12 protein-coding genes and 1 pseudogene are annotated in these 15,283 nt (G+C 35.2%); 12 read left to right on the top strand and 1 reads right to left on the bottom strand.

All coding sequences use genetic code 11. The features are described 5' to 3' along the window. The first annotated feature begins 160 nt into the window (after positions 1-160). From FQU21_RS12440 to FQU21_RS12430, 3 genes are all read left to right on the top strand, one after another. The gene (locus FQU21_RS12440) at positions 161-1,297 is read left to right on the top strand and encodes an Mrp/NBP35 family ATP-binding protein (RefSeq protein WP_147678321.1); all 1,137 of its coding nucleotides are present in this window, start codon (positions 161-163) and stop codon (positions 1,295-1,297) included. A 5-nt stretch (positions 1,298-1,302) separates the two neighbouring features. Continuing rightward, positions 1,303-1,548 (top strand): NifU family protein, encoded by a 246-nt coding sequence (locus tag FQU21_RS12435; RefSeq protein WP_147678320.1) that lies wholly within the window; start codon positions 1,303-1,305, stop codon positions 1,546-1,548. A gap of 158 nt (positions 1,549-1,706) precedes the next feature. Further along, positions 1,707-2,036: a 2Fe-2S iron-sulfur cluster-binding family protein gene (locus FQU21_RS12430; protein WP_147678319.1), complete on the top strand. Its 330-nt coding sequence runs from the start codon at positions 1,707-1,709 to the stop codon at positions 2,034-2,036. Between the two features lie 89 nt (positions 2,037-2,125). Here the strand turns inward: FQU21_RS12430 and FQU21_RS12425 are convergent, their stop codons facing one another. After that, entirely contained in the window at positions 2,126-2,464 is a 339-nt protein-coding gene (locus tag FQU21_RS12425) for an SPOR domain-containing protein (protein WP_246124830.1), read from the bottom strand. A 273-nt stretch (positions 2,465-2,737) separates the two neighbouring features. Between FQU21_RS12425 and FQU21_RS12420 the strand changes: the two genes are divergently transcribed. The 9 genes and pseudogenes from FQU21_RS12420 (at position 2,738) to ruvB (ending at position 15,269) form a co-directional block, all read left to right on the top strand. Next, positions 2,738-4,033, top strand: coding sequence for a cytochrome c3 family protein (locus FQU21_RS12420; RefSeq protein ID WP_147678360.1), 1,296 nt, complete (start codon positions 2,738-2,740; stop codon positions 4,031-4,033). 74 nt (positions 4,034-4,107) lie between these two features. Further along, positions 4,108-7,206 (top strand): TAT-variant-translocated molybdopterin oxidoreductase, encoded by a 3,099-nt coding sequence (locus FQU21_RS12415; protein WP_147678317.1) that lies wholly within the window; start codon positions 4,108-4,110, stop codon positions 7,204-7,206. A 28-nt stretch (positions 7,207-7,234) separates the two neighbouring features. Then, positions 7,235-8,656: pseudogene (gene nrfD / locus FQU21_RS12410) on the top strand (NrfD/PsrC family molybdoenzyme membrane anchor subunit); the annotation flags it as partial. Between the two features lie 39 nt (positions 8,657-8,695). Further along, on the top strand, positions 8,696-9,226 hold the full coding sequence (locus FQU21_RS12405; protein ID WP_147678315.1) for a DUF3341 domain-containing protein: 531 nt from the start codon (positions 8,696-8,698) through the stop codon (positions 9,224-9,226). An 8-nt stretch (positions 9,227-9,234) separates the two neighbouring features. Next, positions 9,235-9,786, top strand: coding sequence for a c-type cytochrome (locus FQU21_RS12400; protein WP_187269379.1), 552 nt, complete (start codon positions 9,235-9,237; stop codon positions 9,784-9,786). A 22-nt stretch (positions 9,787-9,808) separates the two neighbouring features. After that, positions 9,809-11,194 carry a quinol:cytochrome C oxidoreductase gene (locus FQU21_RS12395; protein WP_147678314.1) on the top strand — a complete coding sequence of 462 codons (1,386 nt, stop codon included), beginning with the start codon at positions 9,809-9,811 and terminating at the stop codon, positions 11,192-11,194. A gap of 30 nt (positions 11,195-11,224) precedes the next feature. Then, complete coding sequence (locus FQU21_RS12390) at positions 11,225-12,292, top strand: cytochrome c oxidase subunit II (RefSeq protein ID WP_147678313.1); 1,068 nt, start codon at positions 11,225-11,227, stop codon at positions 12,290-12,292. Between the two features lie 26 nt (positions 12,293-12,318). Next, positions 12,319-14,112: a cytochrome c oxidase subunit I gene (locus FQU21_RS12385; RefSeq protein WP_147678312.1), complete on the top strand. Its 1,794-nt coding sequence runs from the start codon at positions 12,319-12,321 to the stop codon at positions 14,110-14,112. Between the two features lie 134 nt (positions 14,113-14,246). Continuing rightward, positions 14,247-15,269, top strand: a complete 1,023-nt coding sequence (ruvB, locus tag FQU21_RS12380) for a Holliday junction branch migration DNA helicase RuvB (RefSeq protein ID WP_147678311.1) — start codon at positions 14,247-14,249, stop codon at positions 15,267-15,269. Positions 15,270-15,283: the final 14 nt, after the last annotated feature.

The following is a 15,283-nucleotide window of genomic DNA, read 5'->3' as shown; positions in this document are numbered from 1 at the left end:
GAGAAAATTCAACATTAATTGTGCCAATTTACGCGATTTTTTAAAATATATAAAGAATAATAAAATCTTATGGACATATAAGTAAAACTTCTAATCTAGTACGTCTTATTTATAGGGTTAATTAATTATCTTTGTACTTAGATTTATTCTTAATAAAGCAATGAAATTAAATAAACAAGACATACTTAAAGCACTTGAAACGATAACAGTACCTGGTGAAGGGCAAAATATGGTGGAAAGTGGTGCAGTGAAGAACGTAGTGACTTTTGGAGATGAAGTTATTGTAGATATAACTATTAATAATCCAAGTTTACAAGCAAAAAAACGCACGGAAGTGGATATTTTAAAAACCATTCACGAGCAAGTTTACGAAAAAGCTAAAATTACCGTTAATGTAAAAGTTGATGCGCCGGCTAAACCAAAACCAAATGTAATAAAAGGAAAAGCAATTCCTGGCATTAAGAATATAGTGGCGGTGGCATCTGGTAAAGGTGGTGTTGGAAAGTCAACTGTAACGGCAAATTTAGCGGTAACTTTATCCAAAATGGGTTTTAATGTTGGTGTTTTAGATGCCGATATTTATGGACCATCTATGCCAATCATGTTCGATGTGGTAGAGCAAAAACCATTAGCGGTTAATGTTGATGGGAAATCGAAAATGAAACCTGTTGAAAATTACAGAGTAAAAATATTATCGATTGGTTTTTTCACGCAACCCGATCAAGCTGTAGTTTGGCGAGGGCCAATGGCTGCTAAAGCATTAAATCAAATGATTTTTGATGCGCATTGGGGCGAATTAGATTTCTTACTTTTAGATTTACCTCCAGGAACAGGAGATATTCATTTAAGTATTATGCAATCTCTGCCAATAACCGGAGCGGTTGTAGTGAGTACGCCGCAAAACGTGGCTTTAGCCGATGCTAAAAAAGGTGTAGCTATGTTTCAGCAAGAGAGTATAAATGTACCAGTTTTAGGTATTATTGAAAATATGGCGTATTTTTCTCCAGAAGAATTACCTAATAATAAATATTATATCTTCGGAAAAGAAGGCGCTAAAAATTTAGCCGAGGATTTAAAAGTGCCATTTTTAGGTGAAATTCCGTTGGTGCAAAGTATCCGAGAATCGGGAGATGTTGGACGACCAGCAGCGATGCAGAAAGGAACTCCTTTAGAGGGGGCGTTTGAGAAATTAACACAAAATGTTGTGGAAGAAGTTGTGAGTAGAAATGACGATTTACCTCCTACCGAAGCAATAAAAATTACAACAATGGCTGGATGTTCTGCCGTGAAAAAATAAGAATTATGACCAGCGAAGAAGTTAAAATAAATGTTGAAAAAGCGTTAGAAGAAATACGTCCGTTTTTACAAAGTGATGGGGGAGATATTTCATTATTGTCTATTGAAGATAATGATACTTTGGTAAAAGTACAGTTAAAAGGAGCTTGCGTGGGCTGCTCCGTTAACCAAATGACATTGAAATCTGGAGTAGAAATGACTATTAAAAAATATGTGCCACAAATTGAAAAGGTGGTTAATATTGATATGTAATGGCTCATATCATTTTATTTTTGAATAAAAAGAATCTTCGATTTGAGAAATTTTGAAGGTTCTTTATTTTTTTAAAAATTAATGTAAAAATAAAGAGACAAAACTTAAATTTGCGGCAGAAATTATGACGTGCCACTAAAAGAATTACAAAAAGAAACATGCAAGACATAAATATTAAAATTACAGATAGAGACGGAGTTACACACGACATTGTAGCGCCAACAGATATGGCAATGAATTTAATGGAAGTTGTACGTTCTTACGAATTGGCACCGGAAGGCACTATTGGTGTCTGTGGGGGTATGGCTATGTGTGCATCCTGCCAATGCTACGTTTTAAGTGATACCGTATTGCCTGAAATGGGAGATGATGAAGAAGCTATGCTATCGGAAGCCTTTGATGTAAAAGAAAATAGTCGTTTAGGATGTCAAATACAAATTGGTCCAGAAATGGAAGGGTTAGAAGTCGAGTTAGCTCCAGAGAGTTAGGAGTAAACGTTACTACTTTCTAATTTTAAAAGCCTTGGATTTATAAAAAAGCTACAAGTATTCAGTATACTTGTAGCGTTTTTTAAATTCTAATTCTTATCCTTTTTTGGTTTAAATATAAAGGCACTGGGAAATTTCTTTTTAATTTTTACTAGTGCGCGGTCTGCATCTAAACGGGTACTAAAATTTCCTGCCCAAATTTTAAAATTAGGAGTTTCATACTCTATTGTTGGATTCCAATTGCTAAAGGTTTCCTTAAAATCGGCTTTTGCTTTTTGCGCAGTAGCACGATTTCCTGAATAAATTTGGATTTTATAACGATTAGAATCGTATTCATTTTTATTCATTTGTTTTTTTAAATCTAGCAAAACAGATATATTCCTGTCTTGATTTAAAGCTATATGGCCTTCCTGTGCTAAACATGTCATTGATGTAAATGCTAGTCCAGATAAGTATAACAACTTAAATTTCAGGTTCAATAGGTTCATTTTTAAATTATTTTATGCAAATATATACGTTGTAATTCTATTATTGGCTTTTTTTCTTATTTAGAATTCCTCTAAATTAGTAATAATCCATGCGGTTGATTTCTAAAATCGACTTTTAATATTACTTTTGCGAGAGAATTTTTTAACTGTTTTTTTCGTTACTTGGTAATGAAAAAATCATACCAAAGTTTAGAAGTTAATTTAACCAACAATATGAGACAGGTGATTCACCGTATATTAAGTAAAAACACTCTTAGTTTCAGCTTAATTATTTTATTAGCGTTTACAACAGTCCTTTCTGCTCAGGAAGGAGATCCAGCAAAAGGAAAAACTTTATTTAATGCCAATTGTGCGGCTTGTCATCAGCTAGACAAGAAAATGACGGGACCTGCTTTACGTAATGTAGAGGCGCGTTTGTCTGAAGAGCAAGGGTTGGATCGGGACTGGATTCATTCATGGATTCGTAATAGTTCTGGACTTATAAAGTCGGGAGATGCATACGCAAACAAGGTTTACAATGACTTTGGTGGGGCAGCAATGACGGCTTTTCCTCAGTTGTCGGATGATGATATTAGTAATATATTAGCATATACTGCCGAAGAAAAGAAAGCGCCGGCTGCACCAGCTGCTGGTGCAGCGGTTGCCACACAGCCTGTAGCTGCAACGGGTGGTATTTCTAACGAAATTGTATTAGGGGCGTTAGCTATTTTATTTATTCTTTTAGCTGCTGGCTTATATTTAGTAAACAAAACATTGCGCCGTTATGCTATTGCTTCCAATATAGAACTACCTGAAGATTCAAAAAGAACACCGCTTTGGAAAGCTTTTGTGCAAAATCAGTTTTTAGTAATTGTGGTAACTATTTTCTTGTTACTATCTAGTGCGTATTTTGTTTATGGTTATTTGTCTCAAATAGGCGTAGATCAAGGTTATCAACCCGTACAACCAATTCACTTTTCACATAAAATACATGCGGGAGATAATGGGATCGATTGTAAATATTGTCACTCTTCAGCAAGAGTTAGTAAAACATCGGGTATCCCTTCTTTAAATGTTTGTATGAACTGTCATAAATCTGTATATGAATATAACGGTGAAACAACGCCAGAATATTCTAAAGAATTTTACGATGGTGAAATTAAAAAGTTATATGCTGCGGCAGGATGGGATGATTCTGAACAAAAATATACTGGGGAATCTAGTCCAGTAAAATGGGTTCGTATTCATAACTTGCCAGACTTCGCTTACTTTAATCACTCGCAGCACGTTACAGTGGCAGGGGTAGAATGTCAAACATGTCATGGTCCTGTTGAAACTATGGAAGAGGTTTATCAGTATTCTCCTTTAACTATGGGGTGGTGTATTAATTGCCATAGAGACACAAATGTTAAAGTGAAAGATAACGAGTACTATACTAAAATTCATGAAGAATTATCAAAAAAATATGGTGTAGATAACTTGACTGCCGCTCAAATGGGTGGGCTAGAATGTGGTAAATGTCATTATTAAAAGAATAGTTTTTCTTTTCCGCGGAGGCGGAAAACTCTAAATAATAATATTAAGAAGTAATTCAATTATATAATATGTCATCAAACAAGAAATACTGGAAAAGTGTTGAAGAGCTAAACGAAAATAGCTCTATTGTTGAGACGCTAAAACAAAACGAGTTTGTAGCTGAGATTCCTACTGATGAATTTTTAGGTAATAAAGAATCATTAGAAGAAAGTTCTACAACACGTCGTGATTTCTTAAAATATGTTGGGTTTAGTACTGCTGCAGCTTCTTTAGCTGCATGTGAGGGACCGGTTAAGAAAGCGATTCCTTATGTAGTTCAGCCAACAGAAATTATTCCAGGTGTTGCCAATTATTACGCAACAACTATAGCGAATGGTTTTGATTTTGCAAGTGTTTTAGTAAAAACCCGTGAAGGTCGTCCAATTAAAATACAGAATAATGTGATGGCTACTACCAATGGTAGTGCTAATGCTAGAGTAAATGCTTCTGTTTTAGGGTTGTATGATAGTTTAAGAGTTCAAGGCCCTAAAAAAGCAGGAAGCTCTATTTCTTGGGATACATTTGATAGTGAAACAACAAAAAAATTATCTGAATTAGCAGCGGCAAACGAAAGAATTGTTTTGCTAACGCAAACTTTTGCTAGTCCATCTACTAGTAAATTAATTTCAGAATTTAAAGATAAATTTGGTAATGTAAATCATGTGATTTATGATGCTATATCAGAATCTGCGGCTCTAGATGCTTACCAAGCTAAATATGGTGAGCGCGGATTAGCAAACTACGATTTTTCTAAGGCGATGACTATCGTTTCTGTTGGTGCAGATTTCTTAGGAGATTGGCAAGGTGGTGGTTTCGATTCCGGATATGCGAAAAACAAAGTGCCTAATCATGGTAAAATGTCTCGTCATATTCAGTTCGAATCTAATATGTCTCTTACCGGTGCTAATGCAGATAAGCGTGTACCGTTAACACCGTCAGAACAAAAAATAGCGTTAGCTAAATTATATAGTTATATTGTTGGAGGTTCTGTTTCTGGTACCTTGCCAGCAAAGATTGAGGAAGCAGTTAAAAATGCTGCAACCCAGATTAAAAATGCTGGAAGTAATGCTGTTGTTGTTACTGGTATTCAAGATAGGAATGCGCAAACTGTAGCTTTAGAAATAAATGAGGCTATAAAAAGTAAAGCATTTGATCCAAGCACACCAATAAAAACAAGACAAGGTAGTGATAAAGCAGTGGCTAAATTAGTTGCTGATATGAAAGCTGGAAAAATTAGCGCCTTAATTATGAGCGGTGTTAATCCGGTATATAGCCTACCAAATTCTTCAGAGTTTTTAGAAGGGTTAAAGAAAGTCGATTTATCTATTACTTTTTCATTAAAGGAAGATGAAACGTCGACTGAAACAGAATATATAGGCGCAGCACCACATTATTTAGAATCTTGGGGTGATGTTGAAATAAAAAAGGGACATTATTCTTTAATGCAACCAACAATACGTCCGCTATTTGATACGCGTCAATTTCAAGATGCTTTATTAAAGTGGACAGGGAATGATTCTTCTTATCACGATTATATAAAAGAAACTTGGGGAACCACTATTTTAGGAGGTAGTTCTTTTAATCAAGCACTACACGATGGTGTATATGTTGGTGAAATTGCTACTAGTGTTGAAGAAACCGAAGTAGAAGTTGAAGAAAAAACAAACGAAACTGTTGTAGGTAATGCGGCAAGTGCGCTTGCATCATCTGCTAAACCTAATGGTTTAGAATTAGTATTATATACCAAAGTAGGTATGGGAGATGGGCAGCAAGCCAATAACCCTTGGTTACAAGAATTTCCAGATCCAATTACAAGAACATCTTGGGATAACTATTTAACAGTTTCTAACGCTGATGCAGAAGCATTAGGTTTAATGAACAAGCACGTTGCAAACGGTGCATTAAATGGTAGTTATGCTAATGTTACTGTAAATGGTGTGAGTTTAACTGTACCTGTTTTAATCCAACCAGGGCAAGCTAAAGGATCTGTAGGTTTATCATTTGGTTACGGAAAAACAAAAGGATTAAAAGAAGAAATGCAAACCGGTGTTAACGCCTTTGCTTTATACCATAATTTCAATACAGTTCAAAATGTAACTGTAGAAGTTGCAGCTGGTGAGCATGAATTTGCTTCTGTACAGTTGCATAATACCTTAATGGGGCGTGGTGATATTATAAAAGAAACATCTTTAGAGATTTTTAATACGAAAGACAAGGATATTTGGAATCCAATGGCTGTTGTTTCTTTAAATCATGAAGAAACTCCGGTAACAGACCCAAAGGTAGATTTGTGGGATGAGTTTGATCGTTCTATAGGACATCATTTTAACTTATCAATAGATTTAAATGCTTGTACGGGTTGTGGCGCATGTGTTATAGCTTGTCACGCAGAAAATAATGTTCCTGTTGTTGGTAAATCAGAAGTACGTCGTAGTCGAGATATGCACTGGTTACGTATTGATAGATATTATTCTTCTGAAGAATCATTTGAAGGAGACAACGAAAAGAAAGAAAATATTTCTGGTTTAGGTAGTTCATTAAGCGAATTTGGTGAAATGGAACATGCCTCGGATAATCCTCAAGTAGCATTCCAACCAATCATGTGTCAACACTGTAATCACGCTCCTTGTGAAACGGTTTGTCCAGTTGCGGCAACATCACACGGTCGTCAAGGTCAAAACCATATGGCATATAACCGTTGTGTAGGTACAAGATATTGTGCAAATAACTGCCCTTATAAAGTCCGTCGTTTTAACTGGTTCTTATATAATGGTAATGATGAGTTCGATTATCATATGAATGATGATTTAGGACGTATGGTATTAAATCCAGATGTTGTAGTTCGTTCTCGTGGTGTTATGGAAAAATGTTCAATGTGTATTCAAATGACACAAAAAACAATTCTTGATGCTAAACGCGATGGACGGGTTATTAAGGATGGAGAATTCCAAACGGCTTGTTCGGCAGCTTGTAGCAGTGGGGCAATGGTATTTGGAGATATCAATGATAAAGAAAGTCAAGTTGCAAAACTTAAAGAAGATAACCGTATGTATCACTTGTTGGAACACGTTGGAACAAAACCTAACGTACAATATCAAACAAAAGTGAGAAATACAACCGAAGCATAAATCTAATTAAAGAATCAATTATATAATTATGGCGTCTCATTACGAAGCACCTATTAGAAGACCTTTAGTTACAGGAGAAAAATCATACCACGACGTTACTGTGGATGTGGCAAAACCTGTAGAAGGAAAAGCAAATAAGCAATGGTGGATAGTTTTTTCTATAGCAGTTGTGGCTTTCCTTTGGGGAATAGGATGTATTATTTATACCGTTTCAACAGGTATTGGAACTTGGGGTTTAAACAAAACCGTAGGTTGGGCCTGGGATATTACTAACTTCGTTTGGTGGGTTGGTATTGGTCACGCAGGAACTTTAATTTCTGCGGTACTATTATTATTCCGTCAAAAGTGGAGAATGGCTATTAACCGTTCGGCAGAAGCGATGACTATATTCTCTGTTGTGCAAGCTGGTTTATTTCCAATAATTCATATGGGTCGTCCATGGTTGGGATATTGGGTACTGCCAATTCCAAATCAATTTGGGTCATTATGGGTTAACTTTAATTCACCATTACTTTGGGATGTATTTGCAATTTCTACATATTTATCCGTATCATTAGTATTTTGGTGGACCGGGTTACTTCCAGATTTTGCTATGCTTAGAGATCGAGCTGTAAAACCTTTTCAGAAGAAAATTTACGCCTTGTTAAGTTTTGGTTGGTCTGGTCGTGCAAAAGATTGGCAACGTTTTGAAGAAGTATCTTTAGTGCTAGCTGGTTTAGCAACACCTTTAGTACTTTCTGTACACACAATTGTATCTTTCGATTTTGCCACATCGGTTATACCTGGATGGCATACTACAATTTTTCCTCCTTATTTCGTGGCTGGTGCGGTATTCTCAGGATTTGCTATGGTAAATACGCTTCTTATTATTATGAGAAAAGTATGTAACTTAGAAGATTATATTACAGTACAGCACATTGAATTAATGAACATAGTTATTATGATTACTGGTTCCATAGTTGGTGTGGCTTACATTACTGAGTTATTTATCGCATGGTACTCTGGTGTGGAATATGAGCAATATGCTTTCTTGAATAGAGCAACTGGACCTTACTGGTGGGCATATTGGGCTATGATGACTTGTAATGTATTCTCTCCACAATTTATGTGGTTTAAAAAATTAAGAACGAGTATTATGTTTTCTTTCTTTATTTCAATTGTAGTTAATATAGGAATGTGGTTTGAACGTTTTGTAATTATTGTAACTTCGTTACATAGAGATTATCTACCGTCATCTTGGACTATGTTTTCACCAACTTTTGTGGATATTGGAATATTTGTCGGAACTATAGGATTCTTCTTCGTGTTATTCCTGTTATATTCCAGAACATTCCCTGTAATTGCGCAGGCAGAGGTTAAAACTATATTGAAATCTTCTGGTGAACGTTATAAGAACATTAGAGAAAGAGGTGAAAGTTTAGCTGGTACGGGAGCAGATCCTAGAACAACTGTAGATAAAGTAAATAATAAAAAAAACGAAGCGTAGATAATGGAAGCATCTAAAGTAATTCACGCTATTTATACGGATGATGACGTTTTAATGTCGGCTGTTAAAAAAGTTAAGGCAGAACGTTTTCATATCGAAGAAATATATACACCATTTCCAGTTCACGGACTAGATAAAGCAATGGGGTTAGCACCTACTCGTATTGCAATTACCGCATTTATATACGGTTTAATTGGTTTAACGGTTGCAACAGTTATGATGAATTTCATCATGATAGAAGATTGGCCACAAAACATAGGTGGTAAGCCAAGTTTTAGTTATATTGAAAATATGCCAGCATTTGTTCCAATTATGTTCGAACTTACGGTGTTTTTTGCGGCCCACTTAATGGTGTTAACGTTTTATTTGAGAAGTAGAATGTGGCCATTTAAAAGTGCTGAAAATCCTGACCCAAGAACAACAGATGATCATTTTTTAATGGAAATTGCTGTTAATGGTAATGAAGAGGGATTAAAAAGTTTGTTAGCCGAAACTGGAGCCGTAGAAATTAATTTAGTTGATAAAGCGCATTAATTTAAAGTATGAAAAGCTTAATTAAAATATTAGTAATCGCAGTTGTTTTACTTGCAGTATCTTGTAAAAAGGATACAGCACCTAACTATCAGTTTATGCCAAGTATGTATGAATCTGCTGGTTATGAAACTTATGGCGAAGCCGCATTTAAAAATGGAGTAGAAGCTCAGTTACCTGCAGATGGCTCTATTGCACGAGGATACGTACCTTTTGATATAGAAAATTCTACTGCGGGATATGAATTAGCTAAAGCTACGTTAAAAAACCCGCTATCTGAAAGCGAAATAGATCTTGAAAGCGGAAAAGAGTTGTACAATATATATTGTGCTATTTGTCACGGAACAAAAGGTAACGGCCAAGGCAACCTAGTTAAACGTGAAAAAATATTGGGTATTCCTAGTTATGATGATGCCGGTAGAGCAATTAATGAAGGAAGTATCTATCATACCATTTATTATGGGAAGAATGCGATGGGATCGTATGCAAACCAAATAAACGAAGAAGAGCGTTGGCAAGTTGTGGCTTATGTTTTAAAGTTGAAAGAAGATTTAGAAAAGTAAGATTGATAAGATTATTATAGATATGTACACATTTTCAAATAAATTAAAGACATTTTCTTTCACTCTAATGATTTTAGGAGCATTAGGAGTTGGATATGGTTTTATGACATCTCATTTATCTTTTGACGAGGTTGAAACCTTACTGGCAGAAGAAGCGCATCACGGTGGTGGGCATGGAGAGGAAGCGGCACATGCTGCACCTACTCATGATGAACATACAAAAGCAAATACTCACGGTGAAACAGCCCACGCGTCGTCTGAAGATCATCATGTGGATGCTCACAAAAAACACATCGAACATGTACAGCATCAAATAGCGAATAGACCTTGGTCTGCACTATATGTTGCGGCATTTTTCTTTATGATGATAGCCTTAGGAGTTTTAGCTTTTTATGCTATACAAATTGCTTCACAGGCTGGTTGGTCTCCTGTACTTTTTAGAGTTATGGAAGGTATTACTGCCTATTTATTACCTGGAGCTTTAATAGTTTTAGCCATTGCCGTTGCCTCTGGTACTATAGGACATTACAATATTTTTATTTGGATGGATCCTGAGTTGTCAAATCCAGATAGTCCACATTTTGATAAATTAATTGCAGGTAAATCGGGATGGTTAAACATTGGATGGTTTGCTGTAAGAGGTTTAATCTTTATTGCAGGATGGAGTTTATATCGTCATTTTGCGCGTAAATTTTCTATCGCACAAGATACGGCTGAAGATAATAGTAATTTCAAAAAATCATTTCGTATAGCTGCGGCATTCTTAGTGTTCTTTATTTATTCAGAATCTATAATGTCTTGGGATTGGATTATGAGTGTTGATCCTCACTGGTTCTCAACATTATTTGGATGGTATGTATTTGCAAGTATGTTTGTAAGTGGAATTACAGTAATTGCTTTAGTTACTATTTACTTAAAATCTAAAAACTATTTAGAGTTTGTTAATGAAAACCATTTACATGATGTGGCTAAATTTATGTTTGCCATTAGTATTTTTTGGACCTACTTATGGTTCTCACAATTCATGTTAATTTGGTACTCAAATATTCCAGAAGAGGTGACGTATTTTGTAACACGTTTCCAAGATTATCAATTACCTTTCTTGGGTATGGTGGTTATGAATTTTGTATTCCCTTTATTATTGTTAATGAATGCTGATTATAAACGTATACCATGGTTTGTTGTTATGGCTGGTTTGGTAATTTTGTGCGGACATTACATAGATATTTTCAATATGATTATGCCTGCAACCGTTGGAGATAGATGGTTTATCGGAATTCCAGAAATAGCTTCTGTTTTGCTTTTCGCAGGGTTGTTTATATTTGTGGTGTTTACAGCTTTAACCAAGGCACCATTATTAGTAAAAGGTTACCCTTTTAGAAAAGAAAGTGAAGATTTTCATTATTAATTAAGAAATAAATAAAGACGAACGATACCAATGACTGCTTTATTAACAATTATAGTTTTAGTATTTATTTTAGTTGCCATATGGCAAATGGTTAAAATTTTTGATTTAGCCCAAGCTAAAGGTGAGAATTCAAGTGTTGCAACAGAAAAAGACAACACAATGAATGCGTATTTAATGATGGGCTTTTTAGCGTTCATTTATATCATTACCATAGTCTGTTTTGTAAAATGGGGAGATTTACCTTTGCTGTCCAACTCCGCATCAGAACATGGTTCCACGGTGGATAACCTTATGGTAATTTCCATGGTACTTATATTTTTTGTGCAAACAGTAACTCAGTTTTTATTACATTATTTTGCTTTTAAATATAAAGGTGAAAAAGGAAGAAAAGCGTTGTTCTTTGCCGATAATAATAAATTGGAATTTATTTGGACTATTATACCCGTAGTGGTTTTAGCCGGTTTAATAATCTATGGTTTAAATACTTGGATTAACATTACTAGTGTTGATGAAAGTGATGATCCGCTTATTATTGAATTATATGCCCAACAGTTTAACTGGAAAGCGAGATATGCTGGAGCAGATAATACTTTAGGAAAAGCAAACGTGCGATTAATTGATATCGATAAAGCGAATATTTTAGGTTTAGATGAAGCCGATCCTAATGCTCAAGATGATATTATTACCACCGAATTACATTTACCTGTAGGAAAACCTGTGTTGTTTAAAATGAGATCACAAGATGTACTGCACTCTGCTTATATGCCTCACTTTAGAGCACAAATGAACTGTGTTCCAGGTATGATTACTCAATTTGGTTTTACACCAACAGTCACTACCGCTGATATGCGCCAGACAGAGCAAATGCAAGAAAAAGTTAAACATATAAATGAAATAAGAGTTGAAAATAGTAAAGCATTAATAGCTAAAGGAGAAGATGCTTTGGAACGTTACGAGTTTGACTATTTATTAATATGTAATAAAATTTGTGGAACTTCGCACTACAATATGCAAATGAAAATTATTGTAGAAACGCAAGATGAATATGATGCTTGGATAAAAGAGCAAAAAGAATTCAAAAACTCTCTAATTAACTAATAAAAAAGATAAAACGATATAAGATTATGTCAGCACACGCAGATACTCACGCTCACGACGACGACCACGGACATCATCATAAAGAAACGTTTGTAACTAAATACATATTTAGTCAAGATCATAAAATGATTGCAAAACAATACTTGGTTACAGGTACTATTATGGGGGTTATAGGTATACTAATGTCTATGATGTTTCGTATGCAAATTGCATGGCCTGAGGAACCGAACGTATTATTTGAAGCGTTATTAGGTAAATGGGCACCGGGAGGTGTTATGGATGCCGATATTTATTTGGCATTAGTTACAATACATGGAACTATTATGGTATTCTTTGTTTTAACGGCTGGTTTAAGTGGTACGTTTAGTAACTTATTAATTCCATTACAAATAGGTGCTCGTGATATGGCATCTGGATTCCTAAACATGGTATCCTATTGGTTATTCTTTTTATCTAGTATAATCATGTTAATTTCATTATTTGTTGAAGCAGGGCCAGCTGCAGCCGGATGGACAATTTATCCCCCGTTAAGTGCATTACCAATGGCTCAAGGAGGTTCCGGAATGGGAATGACGCTATGGCTTGTTTCTATGGCTATTTTTATAGCCTCTTCATTATTAGGGTCACTAAATTATGTTGTTACAGTATTAAATTTACGTACAAAAGGGATGTCTATGACAAGATTACCTTTAACTATTTGGGCCTTTTTTGTTACTGCTATTATTGGTATTGTATCCTTCCCAGTGTTGTTATCGGCAGCGTTATTATTAATAATGGATAGAAGTTTTGGAACATCATTTTTCCTATCAGATATATTTATACAAGGTGAAGTTTTACATTATCAAGGCGGGTCTCCAGTATTGTTTGAACATTTATTTTGGTTCTTAGGTCACCCAGAGGTATATATTGTAATTTTACCTGCAATGGGCTTAGTATCCGAAATTATGGCATCAAATTCGCGTAAACCAATTTTCGGTTATCGTGCCATGATTACTTCAATATTAGCTATTGCATTCCTTTCAACTATTGTTTGGGGACATCATATGTTTGTATCAGGCATGAATCCTTTTTTAGGATCTGTATTTACCTTTACAACTTTGTTAATTGCAATTCCGTCGGCGGTTAAAGCCTTTAACTGGATTACCACACTTTGGAAAGGAAATTTACAAATGAATCCAGCGATGTTATTTTCTATTGGTTTTGTTTCTACTTTTATTACTGGTGGTTTAACAGGTATTATTCTTGGAGATTCTGCACTAGATATTAATGTTCATGATACATATTTTGTTATTGCTCACTTTCACTTGGTAATGGGTATATCTGCACTTTATGGTATGTTTGCTGGTATTTATCACTGGTATCCAAAAATGTATGGACGTATGCTAAACAAAAACTTAGGATATATTCACTTCTGGATTACCGCAGTTTGTGCTTATGGCGTATTTTTCCCTATGCACTTTATTGGTATGGCTGGTTTACCTCGTCGTTATTATACGAATTCTAATTTTCCATTATTCGATGATTTAGCTAATGTTAATGTAGTAATTACAATATTTGCCCTTATAGGTGGTGTGGTACAATTAATATATCTATATAATTTCTTTGCTAGCATGTATTATGGAAAAAAAGCAGAACAGAACCCTTGGAAAGCCACAACTTTAGAATGGACTACACCTGTAGAACATGTTCACGGAAACTGGCCTGGAGAAATTCCGCACGTTTATCGTTGGGCTTACGATTATAGTAAACCAGGTCATGATGTTGACTTTGTTCCTCAAAATGTTCCATTAATGGAGGGTGAGGAAGAGTTACAGCACTAATCTTTATACTATTTTAATAGTAATAAAACATATTATTTATAAGCCTTTCCAAATTTGGAGAGGCTTTTTATTTATCTTTGTTTTTTCTGTTCTGTATTCTTTAGAGCGGTTTTAGTATACCAAAATGTTATTTAATGAACGAAAACCTAGATCCAACCGATGCGCATTTTTCTCCAGAAGAATTGGATGTTGAAAAACAATTAAGACCGTTATCTTTTTCCGATTTTATGGGGCAAGATCAGGTGTTGGAAAATCTTAAAATATTTGTTCAGGCAGCCAACCAAAGAGGCGAAGCCTTAGATCACGCTTTATTTCATGGGCCACCAGGACTAGGAAAAACAACTTTGGCTAATATTCTTGCAAATGAGTTAAATGTTGGCATTAAAATAACGTCTGGACCTGTTCTTGATAAACCAGGAGATTTGGCTGGTTTACTTACTAACTTAGATGAACGTGACGTGCTTTTTATTGATGAAATTCATCGGTTAAGTCCTATTGTTGAGGAGTATCTATACTCGGCAATGGAGGACTATAAAATTGATATAATGATTGAAACTGGACCAAATGCTAGAACTGTTCAAATAAATTTAAATTCATTTACTTTGGTTGGAGCAACTACGCGTTCTGGTTTGCTTACTGCACCTATGCGAGCACGTTTTGGAATTCAAAGCAGATTGCAATATTATAAAACTGATCTGTTAACCAGTATTGTGCAACGTAGTGCCATGATTTTAAAGGTGCCTATTTCTATGGAAGCGGCTATTGAAATTGCAGGAAGAAGCCGTGGAACACCTAGAATAGCAAACGCCCTATTAAGGCGTGTTCGAGATTTTGCACAAATTAAAGGAAATGGAAAGATTGATATTCGTATTGCTAAATATGCTTTAGAGGCTTTGCACGTAGATGCCCATGGTTTGGATGAAATGGATAACAAAATTTTATCCACAATCATTGATAAATTTAAAGGAGGACCTGTTGGGATTTCTACCATAGCTACTGCAGTAAGTGAAAGCCCTGAAACTATTGAAGAGGTATATGAACCTTTTCTAATTCAACAAGGATTTATTATGCGAACTCCAAGAGGTCGTGAGGTAACACCAGAAGCTTATAAACATTTAGGGCGAATTAAAGGGCCAACGCAAGGAGGCTTGTTTTAGTCAATTTTACTAAT

This window comes from Algibacter pacificus (genome assembly GCF_008033385.1).
Taxonomy (GTDB): domain Bacteria; phylum Bacteroidota; class Bacteroidia; order Flavobacteriales; family Flavobacteriaceae; genus Algibacter; species Algibacter pacificus.
Note: the sequence above shows the minus strand (reverse complement) of the source record. Positions and strands in the feature narration are given on the sequence as shown.

Bases quoted from the DNA above. Each gene is read 5' to 3' on its own strand.
- FQU21_RS12440 (WP_147678321.1), top strand. From the start codon at position 161: ATGAAATTAAATAAACAAGACATACTTAAAGCACTTGAAACGATAACA.
- FQU21_RS12435 (WP_147678320.1), top strand. From the start codon at position 1,303: ATGACCAGCGAAGAAGTTAAAATAAATGTTGAAAAAGCGTTAGAAGAA.
- FQU21_RS12430 (WP_147678319.1), top strand. From the start codon at position 1,707: ATGCAAGACATAAATATTAAAATTACAGATAGAGACGGAGTTACACAC.
- FQU21_RS12425 (WP_246124830.1), bottom strand. From the start codon at position 2,464: ATGACATGTTTAGCACAGGAAGGCCATATAGCTTTAAATCAAGACAGG.
- FQU21_RS12420 (WP_147678360.1), top strand. From the start codon at position 2,738: ATGAGACAGGTGATTCACCGTATATTAAGTAAAAACACTCTTAGTTTC.
- FQU21_RS12415 (WP_147678317.1), top strand. From the start codon at position 4,108: ATGTCATCAAACAAGAAATACTGGAAAAGTGTTGAAGAGCTAAACGAA.
- FQU21_RS12405 (WP_147678315.1), top strand. From the start codon at position 8,696: ATGGAAGCATCTAAAGTAATTCACGCTATTTATACGGATGATGACGTT.
- FQU21_RS12400 (WP_187269379.1), top strand. From the start codon at position 9,235: ATGAAAAGCTTAATTAAAATATTAGTAATCGCAGTTGTTTTACTTGCA.
- FQU21_RS12395 (WP_147678314.1), top strand. From the start codon at position 9,809: ATGTACACATTTTCAAATAAATTAAAGACATTTTCTTTCACTCTAATG.
- FQU21_RS12390 (WP_147678313.1), top strand. From the start codon at position 11,225: ATGACTGCTTTATTAACAATTATAGTTTTAGTATTTATTTTAGTTGCC.
- FQU21_RS12385 (WP_147678312.1), top strand. From the start codon at position 12,319: ATGTCAGCACACGCAGATACTCACGCTCACGACGACGACCACGGACAT.
- ruvB (WP_147678311.1), top strand. From the start codon at position 14,247: ATGAACGAAAACCTAGATCCAACCGATGCGCATTTTTCTCCAGAAGAA.